Here is a 22,015-nt window from a genome sequence, read left to right as displayed (position 1 = left end):
GACGCCGGGTACGAGGTCCGTCAGGTGGTCCATTCGTACCGTGTAGAGGTACGCCGAATATATCGGCGGCGCACCCACCCAGCAAGACGAAACCCGTTGCGGCACAAGTGTTTTCGCAGCATCGAGAGGTGCTGACGGGCAGGCGTGTGCACCCTGCGCGAGGCGCGGGGTGGCTGGCGGCGGGTACGCGGTCGTCAGGCGTTTCCCAGGTATGTCGGCGTGATGGTCGGCGGCATCGGGCCCTTGTTGCGCCGACCCTGTCCGGTCTCCTCCCAGGCGTGCGCGAGGATCCCGACGCTGCGGCTCAGCACGAACAGCCCACGGGCCAGCGGGGGAGCGAAGCCCAACTCGCCGTAGACGACGGCCGTGCAACCATCCACGTTGATCGGAACGGGCTGCGAGCGTCCGCGCGCCAGGATCGCCTCGACCGCGATCGCCGCGCTGAGGTAGGCCCCCTCGGCCACGCCGTCGGCGACCGCTTCCTCGACCCGACGCAGCAGAGGCTCGCGGCGCGGATCCACGTGGTGGAACCGGTGCCCGAATCCGGGCAGGTACCTCGACTGGGCGCGCCACTCGTCGACGACCGATTGGGCGGCGTGCTCCAGCGAAGCGCCGACCGCGTGGCGAGCGGCCACCTCGCCGAGCATGGTCAGACACTGTTCCCCGGCGCCGCCATGCACGTCGCCGAGAAGGTTCACCCCGCTGGCGACGGCGTTGTTCAGGCCGATGCCGCAGGTGGCGGCCATCCGGGCGACCGCGATCGACGGCGCGTGCGGGCCATGGTCGACGGAGGCCACGAGGGCGGCCTCCAACAGCCGCTCCTGACCTCGCGTTGGCGGCTGTCCCCGCAGCAGCAGCCAGATCACCCCGACGAAGCTCGTGTCGCCGATGACCTCCTGGATCGGGCGGCCGCGCAGCTCGATGACGTCGGGCTCGACGCGGGATACGGCGGTGGCCCACCAGTCCGCGACGTCCCGTACTGTCGGCGACTCGCTCACGACGCCGCCACCCCGTCGGTGGCGCCCAGGCTGGCGTTCTCGGCCAGACCGAGTTCCCCGTTGTGCTCGCCGAGCAGCGGCGGAGCCGACTCCGGCCGCAGTGGCGCTCCGTTGACGAGCACGCCGTTGCCGCTCACCCGCAGGGTCCGTTGTGACTGCCCGGGGAAGGGCAGATCGGTGAAGAAGCCACGCGAGTGGAGCTGTTCGAGCTGGACCGCCTGAGGGACGGTCAGGATCCGCGCGGCAGGTACGCCCGCACCGGAGAGCATTTCTTCCCACTCCACAGCTGGGCGCCGCCGGAGCGCACTGTTGATTTCGCGGTTGAGCGCCGTCCGATTGGCCTTGCGCGCCTCCCGGTCGGCGAACCGCTCGTCGGTGACGAGGTCCTCGCGGTGAACGAGCCGGCACAGAGCCTCGAACTGCTCCTGCCGGTTCGCCGCGATGTTGAGTGGACCGTCCGCGGCGTCGAACGTGCCCGACGGCGCGGCGGTGGCGTTCTGGTCACCCATCGGCTCGGGTGGTACGCCGCTGACGAGGTAGTTGGACGCCGCCCAACCCATTGCCGACAGTGATGCCTCCAACATGGAGACGTCGAGGAAGACCCCCTCGCCGGTTCGGGATCGACCGGTCAGCGCTGCGCAGATCGCCATGGCGGCCACGAGACCGCCGACCGAGTCGGAGACGGGGAAGCCGACCCGCAGTGGTGCCGTCTCCGGTGTGCCGGTGATGCTCATCATCCCCGAGAGGCCCTGGATGATCTGGTCGTACGCCGGCGCCTGACTCATCGGGCCGCTCTGCCCGAAGCCCGAGATGGCGCAGTAGACCAGGCGCGGGTTGATCCGGTGCAACACGTCCCAGCCGTAGCCGATCCGGGTGAGCACGCCGGCCCGGAAGTTCTCGAGGAGCACGTCGGCATCCAGGACCATCCTTTCGAAGGCCGCCCTGTCGGCCGGGTCCTTCAGGTCGAGCTCGATCGACTTCTTACCCGCGTTCTGCGCCAGGAACGAGGCGCCCATCGCGGTGCGGTTCAGCGCGGCTTCCGGCCCGAGTCGGCGGGCCAGGTCGCCCTGCCCGGGTTTCTCGATCTTGACGACCTCGGCGCCGAGCAGCATCAAGTGGTAGCTGCAGTAGGGCCCGGCCAGGACATTCGTCAGGTCCAGGACTCGGATGCCGTGAAGCGGTCGTTCGTCCATGTTGTGTGCCCCTCGGTCGGTGTCGGCGGCCGAAGCCGGGTGTCGCCAGCCGGCGACTAGCCTGCGAGTGGGTGGTCGAAGCCTTTCTCCGCCAGGCGGGCCGCCGCGTCACGCAGGGCCTCGACGAAGGTCTCGATCCGCTCGGGTGTGAAGCGCAGGGTCGGTCCACTGAGGCACAGGGCCGCCACCACGGGGACTGATCGCCCGCCGATCGGCACCGCCACCGCCGACAGGCCCGGCTCCCGTTCGCCGGCGCTGGTCGCGTAGCCCTTCAGCGCGGCGTCGTCGATCCATTCGCGCAGGGTCGCCACGTGTGACGCGCTGCCGGGTGCGGTCGCCGCGATGCGACCCAGCAGGGCCTCGGGCGCGTCGCGGAGCAGGATCTTGGACGACGCGCCGGCCCACATCGGCAGTTCGTCGCCGACGCGTACGACGTGCCGCAGTGCCTGGGGACTCTCCTCCTGGGCGACGCAGACCCGGTAGATGTCGCGCGTCATGTACAGGTTGACGGTCTCGCGGTGCGTGGCCGCGAGTTCCCGCATGAGCTGGCGGGTGTCGGCCGGCACCTCCCAACTGCGGTGGGCCAGATGCGCCCAGCGCCACAGCCCGGGCCCTGCCGTGTAACCGTGACTGGTCGCCCAGAGCAGACCGTTCTGCTCCAACGTCTGGACCAGCCGGATCGCTGTCGTCTTCGCCAGCCCGGTCTGCTCCACGATCTCCCGGATCGTGACCGACGGGCGATGCTCGGTCAGCAGGGACATGATCTCCATCGCGCGCTGGACGCTGCGGACGCCGCCGGCATCCGCAGCGTCGGGAGTGGAGCGTCGCAGGGGCGGGCCTTGGTTGGCCACGGATGCCATGGTCTCGGGTCCTCCGTCTGGGTTCACACCCCTGTAACAGATTTGGCATCACCTATTGCCAGGGGCCCTCGCCGCCCGTACGTTACACCTAGTCCACACAGCGGTCCAGCAGTACCACCAGGCGGTCCACCTTTCAGGAGGGGCGATGCTCGACGACCGGATCAAGACTGTGGCGCCTCCCGATGTGACCGAGGTCGGTTGCCTGATCGCCGGCGAGTGGATCACGGACGGGGCGCGTGCCGCCCGGGTCGGTCCGTGGGTCAGGAGCACCGTCAGCGCCGCCCGGCAGGCGACCGACGATGACGCCCACACCGCGCTCGCCTACGCACGCAGCGGCGCCAAGGTCGTCGCCCGGATGTCTCCGTCAGCTCGCGCCCAGGTGCTGGAGCGGGCGGCGGTCGCCGCCTCCGCGCAGCGCGACCGTCTCGCTCGGCTGCTCGCGCTGGAACTGGGCAAGCCGATCAGGGACGGGCGTAACGAGATCGACCGGGTGGCCGACACCTTCGCGGTGTCCGCCGCCGAGGCACGGCGGATCGGTGGTGAGGTGCTGCCGGTCGCCGGTTGGGCCCGGGGTGTCGGCACGACAGCCCTGACCCATCGCGCACCCGTCGGCGTCGCGTTGGCGATCACGCCGTTCAACGCGCCGGCCAACCTGCTGGCCCACAAACTGGCCCCCGCCTTCGCGGCAGGCAACACCACCATCGTGAAGCCACCACCTCAAGCACCGGCGGCGTCCGCCGCCGTGGTGGCGCTCCTACTGGAGTCCGGCATGCCGGAGGAGGCCGTCCAGGTGCTGCACGGCGACGGCCACCTCGGCGGCGTGCTCTGCGCCGCGCCGCACGTCGGGGTCATCAGCTTCACCGGGAGCGTCACCACGGGCGCGGCGGTCGCCCGAGCGGCCGGCGCCAAGCGGCTGGTCCTGGAACTCGGCGGCAACGCCGCCACGATCGTGTGCGAGGACGCCGATGTCGCCGCCGCCGCCCGCATCTGCGCTGCCACCGGCTACAGCAACTCGGGTCAGAGCTGCATCTCCGTGCAACGCGTCTACGTCCACCGCGCACGCTTCGACGAGTTCCTGGAAACCTTCACCCGCGAGGTGCGACGGCTCGTCGTCGGCGATCCGCTCGATCCGGCCACCGACGTCGGCTCGATGGTCGATGACGACGCTGCCGAGCGGGTGGTCGCCTGGGCCGCCGAAGCGGCCGACGCCGGGGCGACCATCACCACCGGTGGACGGCGCGACGGCGCGACCGTGGCCCCGACCGTCGTCGCGTCCCCGCCGGCCGACGTGCGGCTGATCCGCGACGAGGTGTTCGGGGCGGCCGTCAGCGTGCTGCCCTACGACGACTTCGCCGACGTGGTGGCCGCGTGCAACGACAGCCGGTACGGCCTTCAGGCCGGCCTGTTCACCAACGATGTCCGCCGGATCGTGACCGCCTGGCGCGAACTCGAGGTCGGTGGCCTTGTCGTCAACGGCTCGTCCAACTTCCGGCTCGACCATGTGCCGTTCGGCGGGGTCAAGGACTCCGGGTTCGGGCGTGAGTCGCCGCGCTGGATGGTCGACGACTACACGGTGGTCAAGACACTCCTGCTGCGCGGCATGTCCCTTTTCGGCGACCAGGAGGGCACGCGATGAGCCTCGATCAACGTGTGGACACCAGCATGACCGACGACCGCCGGGTGTCCGCAGCGGAAGCCATGGTGGCGCAGCTCGAAGCCTACGGCGTGGAATACGTCTTCGGGACCTGCGGGCACACCAACATCGCCCTGCTGGACGCCATCGGGCGCAGCAGCATCCGATTCGTCATCGGCCGGCACGAGCAGGCCGCCGCGCACGCCGCCGACGGGTACGCCCGGGCCACCGGCAAACCCGGCGTGCTGCTCCTGCACGTCGGCCCCGGGATGACCAACGCGGTCACCGGCGTGCTCACCGCCGCCATGGATTCCGTTCCGTTGGTGGCCATCACCGGCGACATCCCGTCGTATTACCACGGTCGGCACCCGCACCAAGAGGTCAACCTGCACGCCGACGCCGACCAGACCGCGATCTACCGGCCGTTCGTCAAACGGGCCTGGCAGGTGCACCGGGCGGCCGATTTGCCGCGATTCACCGAACGCGCCTTCTGGACCGCGACCTCCGGGCGCCCCGGCGCTGTGCTCCTGAGTGTGCCCATGGACCACTTCTCCCGCCCGGTCGAGCCGGAGACCGCCACCGCCCACCCACTCGCGGCCCAGGAGCGCCCCGGGCTGCCGGCGGATGTCGCCGGGCGTATCGCCGACCTGTTGGTCTCCGCCGAACGACCGCTGGTCTACCTCGGCGGCGGCCTCCGTCGCGGGCCTGGACTCGCCGCCCTGCGCTCACTCGTCGAGCACCTCGACATCCCAGTCGCGCACTCGCTGATGGCCAAGGGCACACTGCCCGACAGTCATCCGCTGCTGCTTGGCATGCCCGGCTTCTGGGGCCTGGAGATCACCAACCGCCACACCCGGGAAGCCGACGTCGTGTTGGCGCTGGCGACGCGCTTCGCCGAGACCGACGCCAGCTCCTGGGACCGCAGGCACACCTGGCAGTTTCCACCCGGCAAGCTCATCCAGATCGACATCGACCCGGCCGAGATCGGCCGGAACTTCCCGGTGACCCTCGGTGCCGTCGCCGACGTCACCCACGCGGTCACGGCCATCGAGGCGGCTGTTCGCAACCGGCAGCCAGTCGCGCGGCAACGAACCGGGTTGCGGGAGACCATCACCGCGACCCGCCGGACCCTCTTCACCGAGAGCCGGGAACGTGGCGCCAGCGCGCAGTTCCCGCTGCGGCCCGAACGGATCCTGGCCGACCTGCGAGCGATCCTCCCATCCGACGCGGTCCTCGTCACCGACGTGGGTTGGAACAAGAACGGCGTGGCCCAGTGCTACGAGCTGCCCGACGAGGGACGGTTCATCACACCGGGCGGCGCCTCGACGATGGGGTTCGGCCCCGCGGCCGCGGTGGGTGTGCAGATCGCCGAGCCCGAGCGCACCGTGGTCGCCCTGATCGGCGACGGCGGAATGAGCGCACAACTACCCGCGGTGCCGATGGCCGTCGAGCAGGGCGCCCCGGTGATCTTCGTCGTCATGAACAACCGCTCGCACGGAACGATCTCGGATCTGCAGGCGACGAACTTCGGGCAGAGCTACGGCTGCGACTTCCTCGGGCCGGACGGCCTGCCCTACAGCCCGGACTTCGCGGCCTACGGCCGGGCGTGCGGCGCGGACGGCCACACCGTCGCCAGCGCCGAGGAGTTCGGCGCCGTGCTGCGCGCCGCCCTGGCCAATCGCCGGCCGGCGGTGCTCGACGTACCCATGATCAACGAACCCGTGCCGACGCCCGGCCACTGGAACATCAAGGACATCTACCAGGGCGTCTTCGACTGACGGCGCAACCCACCACGTCCTCGCCGGCCGCCGACCCCTTCGGCCCGGCCCCGTCTCCGCACCGCACCCGAGTTGCCCGCCCCGTGACAACGACCCGAGGTGACCCATGATCCGCAGCGCACGGCGGCACGTCGCCGCCCCCCTTCTCGCACTCTCCCTCGCCTTCGCTGCCGGCTGCTCCGCCCCCGGAGAGGAGCGATCGGGCGACAACGGCGACACCGGTCCCATCAAGATCGCAATCGCCAACGCACAGAGTGGCCAGCTCAGCTCCCTCGGCGCCTGGGAACTCAAGGGCGCCAAACTGGCCATCGACGAATGGAACAAAAACGGTGGCGTCAACGGGCGCCAGATTGAGGTCGGCGTCTTCGACAGCCAGGGCGACCCGACCGTCGGCACCAACCTCGCTCGCAAGATCGCCAGCGAAGGGTACGTCGCGATGCTCGGCACCGCCGAAAGCGCCGTCACGATCGCCATGGCCCCGATCCTGCGCCAAGCGGAGATCCCGAACATCACCTCGGGCCAATCGCCGGGTCTGGTCGGGGTGAAGAGTCCGTTCCTGTTCCTCAACGGACCGACGAGCGTGACCTACGACGAGTCCCTCGCGAAGCACATCGTGGACAGCAAGGGAATCAAGAGCTTCGCGCTCATCACCAACAACGGCTCGTACGGCAAGGGAGAGCACGACTCGTTCACCAAGGCGCTCGGCAGTCGGGGCGTCAAGCCGGTGGCCGACCAGGTCGTCACGACCGACCAGAAGGACTTCAGCGCCGCGCTCACCAACATCCGGCAACGGAACCCACAGGTGATCTTCCTCGGTGCCGAAGAGGTGCAGTCCGGCCTCATCGTGAAGCAGGCCCGCGACCTCGGTATCCGAGCGACGTTCGCGGGCGCCGCGCCCCAGGGCACCCCGGTCTTCATCGACACCGCCGGCGCCACCAACGCCGAGGGCACGATCGTCAGCACGCCGTACCTGAGCAACGAGGTCAACGACGCCTCGCGTACCTTCGCCGCGGCCTACCTCGCCGCCCACGGCGAGGCGGCCGAGATGCACGGTGCGAAGGCCTACGACGGGGCGCAGATCCTGTTGACCGCGCTCAAGAACAGCAACAACGCCACCGGTAAGGACCTGTCGGACGCGATCCGCGCCGTCAAGCACAAGGGCCTGCTCGGTGACTTCGCCTTCGACGAGACCGGCGTCGGCATCTTCGCCACCTCGATCGGCACCATCACCGGCGGCAAGTTGGTCCCGGCCCAAGGCTGAGCCAGGCGGGGCGGTTTCCCGCGAGCCGCCCCGCGCCATCCCGTCGAACCGGGTCAGGGGAGAAGCATGCAAGTCTTTCTACAGACATTCATCGGCGGGATGAGCCTCGGCGCGATCTACGCGCTCGTCGCGATGGGCTTCTCGCTCGTCTACCGCACCATGGGACTGGTCAACTTCGCCCACGGCAGCGTCGTCATGATCGGCGCCTACCTGGCATCCACCTTCTACCTGTCGCTGACCCTGCCATTCGCCCTCGCGATGGTGGTCGCCATCGGCGTGACCGGCCTCATCGGGGTCATCATCGAACGCGTCCTGCGGCCCTTGGAGAACAAGGACTTCGACCTCATGCTGATCGGCACGATCGGCTTCGGCATCGTGCTGGAGGCCCTCGCCATCATCATCTGGGGCGCGACCGGTCGGGCCGTCCCGTCACCCGTGCCGGCCGCGCCGCTGGAGATCTTCGGCATCCGCGTCCGCACGTACGACCTCGTGGTGCTCGCCATCGCGGGTATCGCCACCGTGCTGCTCGCGTACTTCCTCCAGCGCACGAAACGCGGCGTCGCCATGCAGGCCGTGGCGATGGACCACCAGGCCGCGACGGCGGTCGGCATTCACGTCGGACGCAGCAACTCGATGGCGTTCATGATCGGCGCCGGTCTCGCCGCACTGGCCGGCGGACTCGTCGGTCCACTGCTGTACGTCAACCCGGCCATGGGCGGCCTGCTCGGGATCAAGGGATTCGCCGGCGCGATCCTCGGCGGCTTCGGCAGCATCCCCGGCGCGATCCTCGGCGGAATCAGCATCGGCGTGATCGACTCGTTCGCGGCGGGGCATTTCCAGGGCTACTCCGAACTGGTCACCTTCCTGATCTTCACCGTCATCATCATGATCCGGCCGACCGGCATCTTCGGCGAGAGGACGGTGAACCGGGCATGAGATACCGCCTCGCCACCATCGCCGTGCTGGGGATCGCCGCCTGGCTGCTCCCGTACCAGCTCAACTCCTACGCCATGCACGTGGTCAACGTGATGCTGCTGTACGCGATCCTCGCGGTCGGCCTCGGGCTGGCAATGGGTGTCGCCGGTCAGATCAACCTGGCCCAGGTCGCGTTCTTCGGCGTCGGCGCCTACGCGACCGCCGTACTGACCGTCAAGGCCGGCATGGGGTTCTGGACAGCCGCCGTGATCGCGGTGATCGCCACAGCGGCCGTCGGACTGGTCGTCGGCACACCCGCGCTGCGGGTGCAGTCGCACTATCTCGGCATCGTCACCCTCGGGTTGGCGCTGGCCTTCACCAACTGGGTCACCAACTCCCACCTGGCTGGGGGTGCCGAGGGAATCCCGGGCATCCCGGGCCCGACCCTGCCGGGGGTCGACCTGTCCGACGGGTACCTCTACTACTACCTCGAGCTTGTGCTGTTCGCGGTGACCCTGGCCTTCGGGCTGTTCGTCGTGCACACCTCGCTCGGCAGGCGCATGCGCGCCATGCGCGACGACTCCCTGGCGGCCGGCGCCGTCGGGGTCGAGGTGCCGACGCTGCGGATGACCGCGTTTCTGCTCGCCAGCGTCTACGGCGGCGTCGCCGGTGTGCTCTATTCCGGACTGATCGGCTACGTGGCACCGGAGACGTTCAGCATCGCCAACATGTTCCTGCTGCTCGCGATGGTCATCATCGGCGGCCGGCAGAGCCTGGTCGGCTGTGTCGTCGGCGCGATCGGGCTCGCCCTCATCCGCGAACTGCTGATCGACTACCCGACGTACGCCCAGGTGGCCTACGGCACCGTGGTCGTCCTGACCGTCGTCTTCGCCCCCACCGGGCTGGCTGGTCTGCCGCGCCGCCTCGGCTCGGTGGCGGCACGCCTGGGCTGGCGCGGTCGAGGCGGCGAGACGGCCGGCGCACTGGGTGCATTCCGTCCGTACGACGTGACACCACCCGCGGCCGGCGACGCTACGGTCATGCTGGAGGTGCGCAACCTCAGCATGCACTTTCGAGGAGTCAAGGCACTCACCGACGTCAGCGTCACCGTGCCGGCACGACAGGTCCGGGGGATCGTCGGCCCCAACGGCTCGGGCAAGACCACGTTGTTCAACGTGATCAGCGGCTTCTACCGGCCGACCGACGGCCGGGTGATCCTCGACGGCCGCGACGTCACCGCTGCCCGCCCGTACGCCCTGGCCCACGCCGGGATCGCGCGGACGTTCCAGAACCTTCGGCTCTTCTCGGCGCTGACGGTCCGGGACAACGTGCTGGTCGCCCTCGACCCGACCCGCGACCGCAGCACCTGGCGCTACCTTCTGCTGCCGCTCGGCGTCTGGCGGCGCGACCACGCGTTGCGGCGCGAGGCCGACTCGCTGCTCGACCGGTTTGGACTGGTGGCCTTCGCCGACAACCAGCCGTCGGCCCTGCCCTACGGCATTCAGCGCCGCGTCGAGATCGCCCGCGCGATGGCGGCCCGGCCCCGGCTGCTCCTGCTCGACGAACCGGCGGCCGGCCTCAACGGCGACGAGGTCCGGCAGCTGTGCGACATCGTCCGCTCGATCCGCGACTCCGGGGTGACGGTGGTCGTTATCGAACACAACATGGGGATGGTCATGTCGTTGTGCGACCACGTCACCGTCTTCGCCCACGGCGCGATCATCGCCGATGGGCCGCCCGCGCACGTCGCGGCCGCACCCGAAGTCATCGAGGCGTACCTCGGCGAGTCGATGGCCATGCCCGCCCCGACCGTGTCGGAGGTCCAGCGATGACCGTCATCCGCGACCAGGCCGACGCTGCCGCCGTCCGTGGCGGACGCGCCCTCTCCGTCGACGGCCTCTCCGTTCGCTACGGAGGGGTGACAGCGGCCCAGGACGTCTCGTTCACCATTCAACCCGGGCAGTCCCTCGGCATCATCGGCGCCAACGGCGCCGGCAAGACGTCGACCCTCAAGGCCTTGATGGGCCTTGTGCCCCGGACCGTCCGCTCGATTCAGTTCGGGGACCGGGACCTCACCCGGGTACCCGGACGGAACATGGTCCGCCACGGCATCGGGTACGTGCCCGAAGGTCGGCACGTGTTTCCCGGACTGCCGGTGGAGAAGAACCTGCTCCTGGGCGCGTACACCCGGCGCTGGAACGGCCCGACCCTGGAGACGCTCGACGAGGTCTACGAGCTGTTCCCGATCCTCCGCGAGATGCGCGGTCGGCTGGCCGGCGCGCTGTCGGGCGGGCAACAGCAGATGCTGGCGATCGGCCGGGCCCTCATGTCAACGCCGCAGCTGATGCTGCTCGACGAACCGTCGATGGGTCTGTCGCCCAAGCTGGTCAGCGAAATCGTCGTGGTGCTCAAGAGACTCAAGGAACGTGGCCTGAGCATCCTGCTCGTCGAGCAGAACGCGCAGCTGACGTTCGAGGTGACCACCGAGTGCCTCGTGATGGAGAACGGCGCCGTCGCCATGACGGGCACCTCCGCGGCACTCCGTCAGGACCCGCAGGTCCGCAAGATCTATCTCGGGCTCTGAGGATGCCCGCCACCCGCGACCGCACCATCGCTTAGTTGGCATGCCGAGCTCCCCGAACGGCCGCCGAGACGGCCGAGGAAGAGGTGACCGCAGATGACGCACATCGACCGGAGGAACGTGCTCAAGGGTGCCGCGGCCACCGCCGTGGCCACGGCGGTGGGCCCGGCCGTCGCTGCGCCACCCGCGGTCGCTGGCGGCAACCACCCGCCGTCCTCCGCCGACCTTGCCCGATTCGATACACCCGGAGACCAGGACTTTCCCAAGGTCGGGGGCAACCTGGGCAACCAGAACTACACATCGCTGCGCCACATTGACAGTGGCAACGTCCGCCGGCTGCGCGGTGCCTGGGTCAACCGGATCGAGGGTGGCCTCGCCACCGGCAACAGCCAGAGCACGACGGTGGCCGTCGACGGCGTGCTCTACATCGAATCCGCGCTCGGCAACGTCATCGCCGTCGACGGTGCGACCGGGCAGACCAAATGGCGCTACGACCAGACCCGTGGCGCGCTGACGCGGCGCGGCGTCGCGGTCGGCGGCGGCTACGTCTACACCAAGTCCAACGAGAACTACGTCATCGCCCTCGACCAGGAGACCGGCCAGGTCGCCTGGGAGCACCAGGTCAACGGCTACGGCAACATCGAGAAGGTAGCCGTCGTCTACCACGACGGATTGCTGTTCTGTGGCACCAACGACGGGCCCCGGGGAGCTGCCCTGGCCATCGATGCCCGCACCGGCGACGTGCTCTGGCACTTCTGGGGCACACCCGGGCCGGGAGAGTTCGGCAACGACACCTGGGAGGGCGACTCCTGGACGGAGGGCGGCGCGACACCGTGGATCCACCCGGCCGTCGACCCCGAACTCGGCCTCACCTACTGGACGTTCGGCAACGCCCGGGGCAACAACTCCTCCCAGGACGGGTCCGCGCGCGGCGGCCAGAACCTCTTCGCCAATTCGCTCGTGGCGCTCGACCTGCGTACCGGCGCGTACCGCTGGCACTTCCAATCGATTCACCATGACATCTGGGACATGGACAACGTCATGTCACCTGTCCTCGCGGACGTCCGGATCCGCGGACGGAAACGCAAGGTCGTCGTCTACGGCAGCAAGTCCGGCATGTTCTTCATCCTCGACCGCGTCGACGGCACCGCCCCGCTGGGCATCGTGGAGCGGCGCGTGCCGCAGGAACCCCGCCAGAAGACGTGGCCGACCCAGCCCTTCCCGGTGCAGGGTCCGTGGACCGAACAGCGGGTCGTCGACCAGCCGCTGGGCACCTCGGTGCCGGGCGACCCCAACCGGGCGGTGCCCAACTACGTGCAGGGCGCGTTGTACGACCCGCACTGGGAAACCCCGATCCTGTCGATCCCGGGGCACGGCGGTGGGGCGGACTGGTCGCATCTGTCGTTCAGCCACCGCACCGGCCTGGTGTACACCGGATTCGGCTATGTCGCCGCGGCGCACTCGCTCACCGAGAGCAGCAACGGTCTGCGACCCCCGGGTGAATACCAGACCGGCGGCATCGTCGCCGTCGACGTCAGCACCAACCAGGTCAGGTGGAAGCGCCGGATGCCGTACTCGCTGGCACACGGCAACGGCATCCTCACCACCGCCAGCGACCTGCTGTTCATCGGCCAGCCCGACGGCAACCTACTCGCCCTGAACGCCCGCAGCGGCCACGAGCTGTGGCGCTTCCAGACCGGCGCGGCGATCAGCTCCAGCCCGATCATGTACCGCGTCGGCAACAAGGAGTACCTCGCCGTGTACGCCGGCGGTACCAGCATCCCGTACGGCAATTCCGCACCGCGTGGCGACTTCCTCTGGGCCTTCGAGATCAACGGGAACGTCGCGCCCGCGCCCACCCCGCCGCCTCCGGTGATCCGCCGTCCGGTTTCCGGGAGCCCGGTCGAGGGCGCCGTCGTCGGGAACACGGTTGTCGTCGGACGGACCTACAACGCCTCGACCGGTGAGATCGGCGTCGCCGAGTCGTTCGCGGTGGCGGGTATGGCACCCACCCACCTGCGCGTGCCGCTCGGCACGACCGTCACCTTCATCAACCATCCGGGTAACACCGGTGTCCGTGGTGTGACGCAGTTCTTCGAAGGGCTCTTCGACGTGCGGCTCGCCCCCGGCGAGTCGTTCCGGTACACGTTCGGGCTTCGCGGCGAGTACTTCTTCAACGACCCGGGAAGCCCACGCTCCACCGGCAAGATCGAAGTCTACTGACCGACCCCGTCCCGCTGGCGTGGCCTTCTGCACTTCCTGACCGCCTGCCTGGGAAATCCCCCGGCTGAGGACGGCCGTCAGTCGGGTGTCCATCGAGAGCCCTGTCGCCATGCCGGGCGCGCCTCGCACTGATCACTCCCACTCGTGCACTCCGGGGTTTCGTGGCTGGCGACCTGCTGTCCGACATCTTCATTCCGATGCTCGACGACTTTCAACAGCCCCAATGACCGGGTCGAGGACCACCTCACGGGGCTGAGTCTGCTGGAGGGCGTGGCGGACAAAGTCGATGTCCTCGTCTCCGGGCCAACGGTCAGTCGCCCGGGCTGACCAAGCGCACGCACGGATCGAACAGGACCGCGCCTACATGCACGCCTTACGGGACGCCCGTGCTCCGGACGACCCGCCTCCATGGCGATCATCGACGTCTCCCGCTACGATCCGATGTCGTAAGATTACTGAGCGTCAATGTGTGCTGATCGCAAGCCTTGGACGCTGGCAATCAGGCGCCGCTACGAACGTGGTGCCGGCCTGAGGATCACGCCCTCTCGACGAAGGGAATCCGGATGACGGAGAGCGCGCAGACCACCGAGAGTCGATTCGTCCCGCCCGCGCGGCCGTACCCGTTCAGCGTGCCCGACCGCCTCGTCGTCGATCCAACCTATGGCGAGCTGCGCGAGAACGAGCCGATGACCCGGGTCAAGCTCCCCTACGGCGAGGAGGCGTGGCTCGCCACCCGGTACGAAGACGTCCGTACCGTCCTCGGCGACGTGCGGTTCGGCCGCGCCCCCGCCGTCCAGCGCGACGAGCCCAGACTCACCCCGCGCCAGCAGTACAGCGGCATGCTGACCCTGGACCCGCCCGATCACACTCGGCTGCGCCGGCTGGTGGCGAAGGCGTTCACCGCACGTCGGGTAGAGGCGCTGCGACCCCGGACCCAGGAGATCGCCGACGCACTTGTCGACAACATGGTCGGGCTCGGTCCTCCGGCGGACCTGGTGGAGCACTTCGCCACGCCGCTGCCCATCCAGGTGATCTGCGAACTGCTCGGGGTCCCGTACGCCGACCGCGACCGCTTCCACATCTGGTCCGAGGCGATCGTCTCGACCACCTCCCTGCCCATGGAAACGATCCAGGAGTACCTGAACAATCTCTGGGGCTACATCGGTGATCTGGTCGCCGAGCGCCGCCGCGAGCCGGGGATCGACGACCTGCTCGGCGCATTGGTGCGGGCCCGCGACGAGAATCAGGATCGACTCAGCGAGACCGAGCTCGTGGAGCTGGCCGGAGGGCTGCTCGCGGCCGGCCACGAAACCACGGTGACCCAGATCCCCAACTTCGTCTACGTCCTGCTGCACAATCCGGACCAGCTCGCTCGGCTGCGAGCCGACCTGTCGCTGGTGCCGGCCGCGGTCGAGGAACTGCTGCGGTACGTGCCGCTCGGCGTCGGCTCCTCCTTCGCCCGGTACGCCAAGGAGGACGTCGAGGTCGGCGGGGTGCTGGTCCGGGCAGGTGAGCCGGTTCTCGGCTCACTGTCATCGGCGAATCGGGACGGTACCGTCTTCGCCGACCCGGACCGGCTGGATCTCGACCGCGAGCAGAACCCGCACCTGGGCTTCGGGCACGGCGTCCACCACTGCGTCGGCGCGCAGCTGGCCCGCATGGAGCTGCAGGTCGCGGTGGCCACCCTCGTGACTCGCCTGCCTCGATTGCGGCTCGCCGTACCGGAAACCGAGCTCAAGTGGAAGCGGGGCATGCTGGTGCGGGGCCTGCTCGGCATGCCGGTGGCCTGGTGAGCAGCGCGTGGCGGATCGACGTGGACGCGCGCCGCTGCATCGGCACGAGCATCTGCGCCGGTACCGCGCCCGAGCACTTCCGCCTGGTCGGCGGCCTGTCCGCGCCGCTGGCCGACGTCGTTGCCCCGGCCGAGGTCATCCTCGACGCCGCCGACTCGTGCCCGGTGGAGGCAATCACGGTCCACGACACCACCGACGACCGGCTGATCGCGCCCCAGGAGTGACCCGAACACCCGCTACAGCTGGCTGCGAGTCATATGAAGGTGGCTCGGAATATCCGTTGCCATCGGATCGGCACAGCGCCTACCTTTAATGAGCAAGGCCGTTCCGACCAACCCAAGGAGTTCCCCGTGTTGCAGTACGCCTACACCGAAACCACGCGGTCCATGCCGCGCGGCGGTGTCGTGCTGCTCCCGATTGGACGAGCCCACGATCTGTGCGCGAGTGAGCAGAACTGGAAGCCGGGGTGGCGGCGCGAATAGCGCCAGCGCAAGCTGCGAAGCCGCCCACCCCGACAGGGATAGGGCGGCTTTCTCGTTACTGGAACAACTTCATAGGGGCGTAGCTCAACTGGTAGAGCACCGGTCTCCAACACCGAAGGTCGCAGGTTCGAGTCCTGCCGCCCCTGCTTTTCGTCCCGGCTGCGGCCGGAGGCGTCGCAAATTCTCAACTTCACAGTGGATGGCATGAGCAAGACCCCGGCCGGCGCCTGTATGGGCCGGCCGGGGGCGCTACCTCCGGGACGAGGGAGACGGCTGACCCGCTCGCTTTGGGAGCGAGAGACACGGGGTTCGACACCCCGGTCCCGGACCATGGGGTCGTAGCTCAGATGGGAGAGCGCCGGTTCGGCAGACCGGAGGTCGAGGGTTCGAATCCCTTCTTCTCCACGCATTCAAGCCCTCCTGCCGTAACCGGTAGCGCACGGGAGTGAAGTCCCCAGGACTCCGTTCGAGTCAGGAAAGGGGGCACGTCGGCAGGGGACCCGCCGGGGTGAGGCTCACGGCGCGCTGCCGACTTAATGGGCCATTGGAGCTGTCGGCAAAGCTCACCTGGTTCTCAGCCAGGAGATCGTCGGTTCGAGCCCGACATGGCCTACGCACGATCTCGCGGTACTAGCTCATCTGGTAGAGCCGCTGGCTTCCACCCAGCAGGGCGGGGTTCGAGTCCCCGGTACCGCTCGACGGGGCAGGGAAACAGGGGCGGCGGACGCCGTGAAACCAGAGGCCAGGTTGCGCAGCCTGGTCGACGGCCGGCGCGGGGTAGCTCCCCGAGTCAGCGCGGAGGGTCACCGCCCCCGAGTACCTGCCCCGGCACAACCCTTTGGGGGCTCGGCTAACCGGCAGGCCACCTGATTTTGGTTCAGGCCGTGGGGGTTCGAATCCTCCGCCCCCAGCTCGTCATGCGCTCGTGATGGAACGCGGCAGACATGCCCACGGGAATCGTACGGCCGGCCGACCCGGCACCAGCGGGACCAAATCGCCCTCGGGGCGAGAGGTACGTTCCCGCCCAGTGGGAGAGGCACCCATGCCGCCGTAGCTCAGATTGGGAGAGCGTCCCCCTGGTACGGGGAAGGCCGCGCGTTCAATTCGCGCCGGTGGCTCCATGCGGTTGTAGCGCAGTTGGTAGCGCGCCACCTTGCCAAGGTGGAGGTCGCCGGTTCGAATCCGGTCAGCCGCTCTTGATTGACGGATCATCTGTCAATTCGTCCAACCACCCACGACCCGAGAGGAGGGACCTGGTGGACGCTGTGCTCGTCATCAACGCCGACCTCGGCCCGCTCCACCGGGTCACGGTCGCCCACGCGATCCGGATGCTGTGCCGGCGGGTCGCCGAGATCCACGAGGCCGAGCCCGACCGGCGCCTCGGCGTGTTCCCCATGCCGAAGGTCGTCCGGCTCGTCCGGTACGTCGTCACCCGGTGGCGATACACGAAGGGCCCCGCCTGGTCCAAGGGCGGTGTCCTCGCCCGCGACGACCGGCGGTGCGGCTACTGCTCCGGTCCGGCCGCGACGGTGGACCACATCCTGCCCCGCTCGCGGGGCGGGCAGAACACCTGGCGGAACACCGTCAGCGCGTGCGCGCCGTGCAACCAGCACAAGGGCGACCGGACGCCGGCCGAGGCCGGCATGGTGCTCCGCACCGCGCCGCTCGTGCCCGCGTGGGGGTCGCTGGCGCAGCGCTGACCCGGCCGGCGGGCCATCACCCCGCCGGCCGCGATGGGAGCTGATGTAACCGGCAGCATCGCTGGCTCTGACCCAGCGCGTAGAGGTTCGAATCCTCTGCTCCCAGCTCGATGCCCTCGTAGCCCAACGGCAGGAGGCACCAGGTCGAGGGCCTGGACAGTGCGCGTTCGAATCGCGCCGAGGGCACCAAGCCGGCGTAGCTCAGAGGCCAGAGCACCGCCCTTGTGTAAGGCGACGCGCGCCGGTTCGATCCCGGTCGCCGGCTCCACGCCAGCGAAGCTCACCAGGCCGAGCGCCGGTTTCGTAATCCGGAGGCAGCGGGTTCGACTCCCGTCGCTGGCTCTCCATGCCGACGTAGCTCAGGTGGTCAGAGCGTCCCGCTCATAACGGGAAGGCCCCCGGTTCGACACCGGGCGTCGGCACGCACATCACGCGCTCGTGGTGGAACTTGGTAGACACGCACGGCTCAGGTCCGTGTATTCCGTGAGGAATGTGGGGGTTCGACTCCCTCCGGGCGCACTCCACAGCACGCGCGTCTACCAGCAGACGGGGTCAAGCGGAAGTTGCGGTGATCGATGCGCAAATCCGACCGCTCTACGAGAGCGGCCAGGGTTGTCGTGTGATCGCCACGGCCCTCAGCGAACATCCGGCCTTCGTCTACAAGCGGGTCGTGGCCATGGGGATTGCCCGCAGCCGCGACCAGACATACGCCGCTCGTCAGGCTGTCCCCGATGTAGCCGTACCATTCGCTTCAGCCGAACTGCCCGACCGGCTTCGGGCCGCCGCTATCGGGGAAGCCATCGCCTGGTTCCTGCGAAGGGGATACCTGCCGTCGATCCCTGTAGAGCCGACCCGTTACGACCTGGTCGTGGAGTCCGATGACGGTCTGAAGCGGGTGCAGGTCAAGAGCACGACTCACCAGGACCCTCGGGGTCGCTACGTGGTGGGGATCGCCCGTTAGCAGTACGGGCTGGCCGAGGCGCTAAACGCTAACGGCCGCCGGGGTAACGCGGTCTACAGCCCCGACGAGGTCGACCTGTTCTTCATCATCACCGGGGCAGGCGAAAGTTACCTCGTCCCGCTCGCCGCTACGGGCGGCGCTGGGTCGCTGACCCTCGATCGAAAGTACGTCACATACAAGGTGGCGTAGCAGTGCTCGGGCAGGCCCGTGTGCCGAAAGGCATGGGAGTTCGACTCTCCCCGAGCGCACGCAGCAACATCTTGGGGTCGTAGCTCAGTTGGTAGAGCGCTGCTTTCGCAATGCAGAGGTCGGCGGTTCGATTCCGCCCGTCTCCACTCCCCGGCCGCCGGCCGGGACCATGCTGGCGTGGCCAAGCGGCTAAGGCACCTCGTTGTCAGCGAGGGGATCGCGGGTTCAAGTCCCGTCGTCAGCGCGCATGAAGGGTTGGCCGAGTCTGGTCGATGGCGCCGCGTTGCTAGCGCGGAGCGGGTCACACCGCCGGGAGTTCGAATCTCTCACCCTTCGCCAAGCCGTCGTAGCTCAGCGGTTAGAGCACCGAGCTGATAACTCGGGGGCCGGAGGTTCGATTCCTCCCGTCGGCACGCAGCGAGAATGCCAGCCAGGCGACCGCGCCGGACCACCAGGTCCGTCGAGGAACGTCCGGGCTCCGCAGGGCAGGGTGGTTCCTAACGGGAACCCGGCGAAAGCCGCGGAACATGCCACAGAGAACAGACCGCCGGCAGCACCACCGCCGGTAAGGGTGAAACGGTGGGGGCCCACCGCGCTCCCGGTGACGGGGGTGGCATGGTAAACCCCACCCGGAGCAAGGCCGAACAGCACGCGGGCGGCCCGCCTGCTGCGTGCGGGTTGGCCGCTAGAGCCTGCCGGCGACGGTAGGCCGAGATGGATGGTCGCCCCCACCACCGGGTCGCCGGGGTGGGACAGAACCCGGCGTACCGGCCGGCTTCCCTCGCCGCAGCACATGCCCCCGTAGCTCAGTTGGAAAGAGCGCGACGCTACGAACGTCGAGGTCGCTGGTTCGATTCCAGTCGGGGGCTCTTTCGGGATATAGCTCAGGTTGGTAGAGCGCTTGGCTGGGGGCCAAGAAGTCGTCGGTTCGAATCCGGCTATCCCGACTCAACGGGTACTAGCTCAGCTTGGGAGAGCGCCGCGTTCGGGACGCGGAGGCCGGGAGTTCAATTTCCCTCGTACCCGACTCACGGAGGGGCCAGCCGACAGATGGCGACGGCCACCGTCTCGAAAACGGTTGGGGTGCAAGCCCGTAGGAGTTCGACCCTCCTTCCCTCCGCCATGCGCCGTTAGCTCAGTTGGTAGAGCTTCCGACTCTTAATCGGAATGTCGCAGGTTCGATGCCTGCACGGCGTACCAATTCCCCCGGTAGCTCAACGGATAGAGCGCTGGTTTCCTAAACCGGGTCGTCGCAGGTTCGAGTCCTGCCCGGGGGACGTCTAATTCGGGCCGCTAGCTCAATGGCGTAGAGCTGCGTACTTTTAATACGTAGGTTCGGGGTTCGAGTCCCCGGCGGCCCACTGCGGGGTAGAGGAGTTCGGTCGTCCTCGCCGGCCTCATAAGCCGGAGAACCCGGGTTCGAATCCCGGTCCCGCTCCCGTCGCGGTAGCTCAGCGGGAGAGCAACGTCTCGACAAGGCGTAGGTCGCTGGTTCGATCCCAGCTCGCGGCACGCACCACCTGGCGCGGTGGACGAATGGAAGAGTCGCCCGGCTTTCACCCGGGACACGTTGCGGGTTCGAGTCCCGTCCGCGCTGCCATTCCCCTGTAGCTCAAAGGTAGAGCGGCCGACTGTTAATCGGCTGATCTTGGTTCGAGTCCAGGCAGGGGAGCCAAGCCCGTGTAGCTCAGTGGCAGAGCACCGCTCCCACACAGCGGGTTGCCCTGGTTCGAGTCCAGGTGCGGGCACTGGCCTTCGGGCCGTAGTTGTGGCTGTAGCTCAGCGGTAGAGCGCCGGTTTGTGGCACCGGAGGACGAGGGGTCAGCACCCTCCAGTCACCCCAAGGGAGTGCGCCACCGATGGTGAGGTGGGCCGGGCTGTAACCCCGGTGCGTTCGCGCTCAGGGAGTTCGAATCTCTCCACTCCCACGCATGCCCGCGTAGCTCAGGGGATAGAGCACCAGCTTCCGGAGCTGGGTGTCGGGGGTTCGATTCCCTCCGCGGGCGCTTCTGCCTGGTCGTGTGCCCGAGTGGTCAGGGAGCGGTCTGCAAAACCGCGCACGCCGGTTCAATTCCGGTCACGGCCTCGAATGCCATCCACTGTGGAGACGGACCGGTTCGGTCAGCCGCCCGGGCAGCGGGTGTCACCGCCGCTGTGTTCCACGCAGTGCCCCGGCGGACCGGGCGTCGTCGCTGCCGGCGCCGGATCCAGGTCCCGGCCGGCGAGGACAGCGATCGGTACGGCGGGCACGGCGATCACGGCGGTCAGCACCAGGAAGACGACTGCGGTGCGTGCCCGTCGCAGTTGGTACGCGACGAGCGCGATGAGGAGCGGCCCGGCGGTCGCCACCATCGCGGCGACCAGTAGGGCCACGCTCGCCTGACGTTTGAGGTCCTCGAACTCGGCGGGACGGTCGCCGTAGCTGACGCTCCACTGCTCCAGGCCGATGCCCACCCACCACATGGCTGCCGCGATCAGTCCGCAGACCCAGACCAGGGCCAGGAGACCAACGATCGGGACACCCCGTCGACCTGTGCCGACTGCTTCAGACGTCATGCGGTCCAGCCTGGATGGCTCAACTCGGCCGGGCATGAGTCGGCGTACTCACGTTTGCTCGGCGAGAACGCGCGGCAAATGCGCCCAGTCGCACGCACTGGGCCGGCTGTCGACGATCGGTCGGCGGCCCGCTGCGAGCCCGGTTTGGGGGAGCAGCTTGGGAGCAGCGGCGTGCCCTGAACGGCCTTTGACCTGTGTCAAACGGCATCGAACGGCGCTCGGACTTCCCGCTGCCGCGTTCCACGCTCGGTTCTGAGCCGTCCTGTCGCGGGATTGGCCCGGACCGCCGCTCGAGAGTGAGGGGGCCGGGGTGCCGCTGCGCCCCGGGCCCCTCCGGCCTGCTCCGTAGGGGGTAGGAGTCTCTCAGAGTCTGCGTCGTCAGTTGACCGTCAACAGCTGCGTCTTCGGTGGTAGCCCACGCGGGCCTGGTCAGGTCCGGCCGACCGAACGGTAGAGCCGGAAGAATTCGCGCAGCTCCTGCGCGTACAGGTGGGGCTCCTCGAAGGGCGCGAAGTGGCCACCCCTGTCGAGCTCGGTGATGCGCACGACGTTGGCCGTGCGCTCGAGCCAGGCGCGCGGCGGGTGGAGCGTGTCGCCGGGGAAGAGCGCGAAGCCGGACGGTACTTCGACGCCCGTCCGGCCAGCGCGTCGCGCGTAGGCGCGCGCGAAGGTCCTCCAGCTCCTCAGGGCTGGCGTGCACCCGGAACGGCTCGACACTCGTCGGGTCCTACGACGGGGAATCATGAGCCGCACCGCCTCGCCGAGCTACGGACGGCGACGGCACCGCCGTCCGTGCCAAGAGTTGTGTCACGGACGGATCATGACAACCTCCGCCTACGTCGACAAGCAACGCGGCGTCTGGCGGGTGGCGGCACGTCGTGGCCGAAAGCTG

The 22,015-nt window shown here is 68.7% G+C and carries 16 protein-coding genes, 34 tRNA genes and 1 other RNA gene; 46 read left to right on the top strand and 5 right to left on the bottom strand.

What is annotated here, in order from left to right; translation table 11 throughout:
- Nucleotides 1-194: 194 nt before the first annotated feature.
- Genes ACQRWP_RS16620 through ACQRWP_RS16610 form a run of 3 tightly spaced genes read right to left on the bottom strand, consistent with a single transcriptional unit; the run spans nucleotide 195 to nucleotide 3,042 of the window.
- A complete protein-coding gene (locus ACQRWP_RS16620) occupies nucleotides 195-998 on the bottom strand; it encodes a citryl-CoA lyase (protein ID WP_430503114.1) in 804 nt (267 codons plus the stop codon).
- Complete coding sequence (locus ACQRWP_RS16615) at nucleotides 995-2,191, bottom strand: CaiB/BaiF CoA transferase family protein (protein ID WP_430503113.1); 1,197 nt, start codon at nucleotides 2,189-2,191, stop codon at nucleotides 995-997. Before ACQRWP_RS16615 ends, ACQRWP_RS16620 begins: the two co-directional genes overlap by 4 nt.
- A gap of 56 nt (nucleotides 2,192-2,247) precedes the next feature.
- Nucleotides 2,248-3,042, bottom strand: a complete 795-nt coding sequence (locus ACQRWP_RS16610) for an IclR family transcriptional regulator (RefSeq protein WP_430503112.1) — start codon at nucleotides 3,040-3,042, stop codon at nucleotides 2,248-2,250.
- A gap of 154 nt (nucleotides 3,043-3,196) precedes the next feature.
- On the opposite strand from ACQRWP_RS16610, the gene ACQRWP_RS16605 reads away from it, so the two are divergent.
- The 46 genes from ACQRWP_RS16605 (at nucleotide 3,197) to ACQRWP_RS16380 (ending at nucleotide 20,653) form a co-directional block, all read left to right on the top strand.
- Nucleotides 3,197-4,687 (top strand): aldehyde dehydrogenase family protein, encoded by a 1,491-nt coding sequence (locus ACQRWP_RS16605; RefSeq protein ID WP_430503111.1) that lies wholly within the window; start codon nucleotides 3,197-3,199, stop codon nucleotides 4,685-4,687.
- Nucleotides 4,684-6,462, top strand: coding sequence for a thiamine pyrophosphate-binding protein (locus tag ACQRWP_RS16600; RefSeq protein ID WP_430503110.1), 1,779 nt, complete (start codon nucleotides 4,684-4,686; stop codon nucleotides 6,460-6,462). The genes ACQRWP_RS16605 and ACQRWP_RS16600 overlap by 4 nt, the downstream gene beginning before the upstream one ends.
- A gap of 106 nt (nucleotides 6,463-6,568) precedes the next feature.
- Nucleotides 6,569-7,723, top strand: coding sequence for an ABC transporter substrate-binding protein (locus tag ACQRWP_RS16595; protein WP_430503109.1), 1,155 nt, complete (start codon nucleotides 6,569-6,571; stop codon nucleotides 7,721-7,723).
- A 66-nt stretch (nucleotides 7,724-7,789) separates the two neighbouring features.
- Nucleotides 7,790-8,659 (top strand): branched-chain amino acid ABC transporter permease, encoded by an 870-nt coding sequence (locus ACQRWP_RS16590; protein WP_410816401.1) that lies wholly within the window; start codon nucleotides 7,790-7,792, stop codon nucleotides 8,657-8,659.
- Complete coding sequence (locus ACQRWP_RS16585) at nucleotides 8,656-10,470, top strand: ABC transporter permease subunit (protein ID WP_430503108.1); 1,815 nt, start codon at nucleotides 8,656-8,658, stop codon at nucleotides 10,468-10,470. The genes ACQRWP_RS16590 and ACQRWP_RS16585 overlap by 4 nt, the downstream gene beginning before the upstream one ends.
- Complete coding sequence (locus tag ACQRWP_RS16580) at nucleotides 10,467-11,222, top strand: ABC transporter ATP-binding protein (protein ID WP_430503107.1); 756 nt, start codon at nucleotides 10,467-10,469, stop codon at nucleotides 11,220-11,222. Before ACQRWP_RS16585 ends, ACQRWP_RS16580 begins: the two co-directional genes overlap by 4 nt.
- Before the next feature lie 93 nt (nucleotides 11,223-11,315).
- The gene (locus ACQRWP_RS16575; RefSeq protein WP_430503106.1) at nucleotides 11,316-13,442 is read left to right on the top strand and encodes a PQQ-binding-like beta-propeller repeat protein; all 2,127 of its coding nucleotides are present in this window, start codon (nucleotides 11,316-11,318) and stop codon (nucleotides 13,440-13,442) included.
- Nucleotides 13,443-14,005: 563 nt separating this feature from the next.
- On the top strand, nucleotides 14,006-15,235 hold the full coding sequence (locus ACQRWP_RS16570; RefSeq protein WP_430503105.1) for a cytochrome P450: 1,230 nt from the start codon (nucleotides 14,006-14,008) through the stop codon (nucleotides 15,233-15,235).
- Entirely contained in the window at nucleotides 15,232-15,459 is a 228-nt protein-coding gene (locus ACQRWP_RS16565) for a ferredoxin (RefSeq protein ID WP_430503104.1), read from the top strand. The genes ACQRWP_RS16570 and ACQRWP_RS16565 overlap by 4 nt, the downstream gene beginning before the upstream one ends.
- A 331-nt stretch (nucleotides 15,460-15,790) precedes the next feature.
- Nucleotides 15,791-15,863 (top strand) — tRNA-Trp (locus ACQRWP_RS16560).
- 109 nt (nucleotides 15,864-15,972) lie between these two features.
- Nucleotides 15,973-16,048 (top strand) — tRNA-Pro (locus ACQRWP_RS16555).
- Between the two features lies 1 nt (nucleotide 16,049).
- Nucleotides 16,050-16,122 (top strand) — tRNA-Ala (locus tag ACQRWP_RS16550).
- Nucleotides 16,123-16,255: 133 nt separating this feature from the next.
- Nucleotides 16,256-16,330: transfer RNA gene (locus tag ACQRWP_RS16545), tRNA-Glu, on the top strand.
- Between the two features lie 11 nt (nucleotides 16,331-16,341).
- Nucleotides 16,342-16,413: transfer RNA gene (locus ACQRWP_RS16540), tRNA-Gly, on the top strand.
- Between the two features lie 143 nt (nucleotides 16,414-16,556).
- Nucleotides 16,557-16,628, top strand: a tRNA-Gln gene (locus ACQRWP_RS16535).
- Nucleotides 16,629-16,761: 133 nt separating this feature from the next.
- Nucleotides 16,762-16,838, top strand: a tRNA-Thr gene (locus ACQRWP_RS16530).
- Between the two features lies 1 nt (nucleotide 16,839).
- Nucleotides 16,840-16,912 (top strand) — tRNA-Gly (locus ACQRWP_RS16525).
- Between the two features lie 61 nt (nucleotides 16,913-16,973).
- Nucleotides 16,974-17,417, top strand: a complete 444-nt coding sequence (locus ACQRWP_RS16520; protein WP_430503103.1) for an HNH endonuclease — start codon at nucleotides 16,974-16,976, stop codon at nucleotides 17,415-17,417.
- 34 nt (nucleotides 17,418-17,451) lie between these two features.
- A tRNA-Gln gene (locus ACQRWP_RS16515) sits at nucleotides 17,452-17,523 on the top strand.
- Nucleotides 17,524-17,529: 6 nt separating this feature from the next.
- Nucleotides 17,530-17,606 (top strand) — tRNA-Leu (locus ACQRWP_RS16510).
- Between the two features lies 1 nt (nucleotide 17,607).
- Nucleotides 17,608-17,685: transfer RNA gene (locus tag ACQRWP_RS16505), tRNA-Thr, on the top strand.
- Between the two features lies 1 nt (nucleotide 17,686).
- Nucleotides 17,687-17,759, top strand: a tRNA-Thr gene (locus ACQRWP_RS16500).
- 6 nt (nucleotides 17,760-17,765) lie between these two features.
- A tRNA-Met gene (locus tag ACQRWP_RS16495) sits at nucleotides 17,766-17,839 on the top strand.
- A gap of 10 nt (nucleotides 17,840-17,849) precedes the next feature.
- Nucleotides 17,850-17,936 (top strand) — tRNA-Leu (locus ACQRWP_RS16490).
- Between the two features lie 49 nt (nucleotides 17,937-17,985).
- On the top strand, nucleotides 17,986-18,378 hold the full coding sequence (locus ACQRWP_RS16485) for a group I intron-associated PD-(D/E)XK endonuclease (protein WP_430503102.1): 393 nt from the start codon (nucleotides 17,986-17,988) through the stop codon (nucleotides 18,376-18,378).
- A 262-nt stretch (nucleotides 18,379-18,640) separates the two neighbouring features.
- A tRNA-Ala gene (locus ACQRWP_RS16480) sits at nucleotides 18,641-18,713 on the top strand.
- Nucleotides 18,714-18,738: 25 nt separating this feature from the next.
- Nucleotides 18,739-18,811 (top strand) — tRNA-Asp (locus ACQRWP_RS16475).
- A gap of 5 nt (nucleotides 18,812-18,816) precedes the next feature.
- Nucleotides 18,817-18,906: transfer RNA gene (locus ACQRWP_RS16470), tRNA-Ser, on the top strand.
- A gap of 1 nt (nucleotide 18,907) precedes the next feature.
- Nucleotides 18,908-18,980 (top strand) — tRNA-Ile (locus ACQRWP_RS16465).
- Nucleotides 18,981-18,989: 9 nt separating this feature from the next.
- An RNA gene (gene rnpB, locus ACQRWP_RS16460) (RNase P RNA component class A) lies at nucleotides 18,990-19,350 on the top strand.
- 12 nt (nucleotides 19,351-19,362) lie between these two features.
- Nucleotides 19,363-19,436 (top strand) — tRNA-Arg (locus ACQRWP_RS16455).
- A 4-nt stretch (nucleotides 19,437-19,440) separates the two neighbouring features.
- Nucleotides 19,441-19,514: transfer RNA gene (locus ACQRWP_RS16450), tRNA-Pro, on the top strand.
- A gap of 5 nt (nucleotides 19,515-19,519) precedes the next feature.
- Nucleotides 19,520-19,594 (top strand) — tRNA-Pro (locus tag ACQRWP_RS16445).
- Nucleotides 19,595-19,599: 5 nt separating this feature from the next.
- Nucleotides 19,600-19,690, top strand: a tRNA-Ser gene (locus ACQRWP_RS16440).
- Nucleotide 19,691: 1 nt separating this feature from the next.
- Nucleotides 19,692-19,767: transfer RNA gene (locus ACQRWP_RS16435), tRNA-Lys, on the top strand.
- 3 nt (nucleotides 19,768-19,770) lie between these two features.
- A tRNA-Arg gene (locus ACQRWP_RS16430) sits at nucleotides 19,771-19,844 on the top strand.
- A gap of 10 nt (nucleotides 19,845-19,854) precedes the next feature.
- Nucleotides 19,855-19,928, top strand: a tRNA-Lys gene (locus ACQRWP_RS16425).
- A gap of 1 nt (nucleotide 19,929) precedes the next feature.
- A tRNA-Met gene (locus tag ACQRWP_RS16420) sits at nucleotides 19,930-20,005 on the top strand.
- 2 nt (nucleotides 20,006-20,007) lie between these two features.
- Nucleotides 20,008-20,079 (top strand) — tRNA-Val (locus ACQRWP_RS16415).
- Nucleotides 20,080-20,089: 10 nt separating this feature from the next.
- Nucleotides 20,090-20,167 (top strand) — tRNA-Glu (locus tag ACQRWP_RS16410).
- 1 nt (nucleotide 20,168) lies between these two features.
- Nucleotides 20,169-20,242 (top strand) — tRNA-Asn (locus ACQRWP_RS16405).
- A 1-nt stretch (nucleotide 20,243) separates the two neighbouring features.
- A tRNA-Val gene (locus ACQRWP_RS16400) sits at nucleotides 20,244-20,315 on the top strand.
- A 20-nt stretch (nucleotides 20,316-20,335) separates the two neighbouring features.
- Nucleotides 20,336-20,410, top strand: a tRNA-His gene (locus ACQRWP_RS16395).
- Nucleotide 20,411: 1 nt separating this feature from the next.
- A tRNA-Tyr gene (locus ACQRWP_RS16390) sits at nucleotides 20,412-20,495 on the top strand.
- 5 nt (nucleotides 20,496-20,500) lie between these two features.
- Nucleotides 20,501-20,573, top strand: a tRNA-Arg gene (locus ACQRWP_RS16385).
- Nucleotides 20,574-20,582: 9 nt separating this feature from the next.
- Nucleotides 20,583-20,653 (top strand) — tRNA-Cys (locus ACQRWP_RS16380).
- A gap of 35 nt (nucleotides 20,654-20,688) precedes the next feature.
- Here the strand turns inward: ACQRWP_RS16380 and ACQRWP_RS16375 are convergent.
- Complete coding sequence (locus ACQRWP_RS16375; protein WP_430503101.1) at nucleotides 20,689-21,123, bottom strand: hypothetical protein; 435 nt, start codon at nucleotides 21,121-21,123, stop codon at nucleotides 20,689-20,691.
- Nucleotides 21,124-21,552: 429 nt separating this feature from the next.
- Nucleotides 21,553-21,840, bottom strand: coding sequence for an alpha/beta fold hydrolase (locus ACQRWP_RS16370; RefSeq protein WP_430503100.1), 288 nt, complete (start codon nucleotides 21,838-21,840; stop codon nucleotides 21,553-21,555).
- Nucleotides 21,841-22,015: the final 175 nt, after the last annotated feature.

Source organism: Micromonospora trifolii, from assembly GCF_050516465.1.
GTDB classification, from domain to species: domain Bacteria; phylum Actinomycetota; class Actinomycetes; order Mycobacteriales; family Micromonosporaceae; genus Micromonospora; species Micromonospora trifolii.
This window is presented reverse-complemented; position numbering and strand designations above follow the sequence as displayed.

Coding starts and splice junctions, on each gene's coding strand:
- ACQRWP_RS16615 (WP_430503113.1), bottom strand. CDS start 2,191: ATGGACGAACGACCGCTTCACGGCATCCGAGTCCTGGACCTGACGAAT.
- ACQRWP_RS16605 (WP_430503111.1), top strand. CDS start 3,197: ATGCTCGACGACCGGATCAAGACTGTGGCGCCTCCCGATGTGACCGAG.
- ACQRWP_RS16600 (WP_430503110.1), top strand. CDS start 4,684: ATGAGCCTCGATCAACGTGTGGACACCAGCATGACCGACGACCGCCGG.
- ACQRWP_RS16595 (WP_430503109.1), top strand. CDS start 6,569: ATGATCCGCAGCGCACGGCGGCACGTCGCCGCCCCCCTTCTCGCACTC.
- ACQRWP_RS16590 (WP_410816401.1), top strand. CDS start 7,790: ATGCAAGTCTTTCTACAGACATTCATCGGCGGGATGAGCCTCGGCGCG.
- ACQRWP_RS16585 (WP_430503108.1), top strand. CDS start 8,656: ATGAGATACCGCCTCGCCACCATCGCCGTGCTGGGGATCGCCGCCTGG.
- ACQRWP_RS16580 (WP_430503107.1), top strand. CDS start 10,467: ATGACCGTCATCCGCGACCAGGCCGACGCTGCCGCCGTCCGTGGCGGA.
- ACQRWP_RS16575 (WP_430503106.1), top strand. CDS start 11,316: ATGACGCACATCGACCGGAGGAACGTGCTCAAGGGTGCCGCGGCCACC.
- ACQRWP_RS16570 (WP_430503105.1), top strand. CDS start 14,006: ATGACGGAGAGCGCGCAGACCACCGAGAGTCGATTCGTCCCGCCCGCG.
- ACQRWP_RS16375 (WP_430503101.1), bottom strand. CDS start 21,123: ATGACGTCTGAAGCAGTCGGCACAGGTCGACGGGGTGTCCCGATCGTT.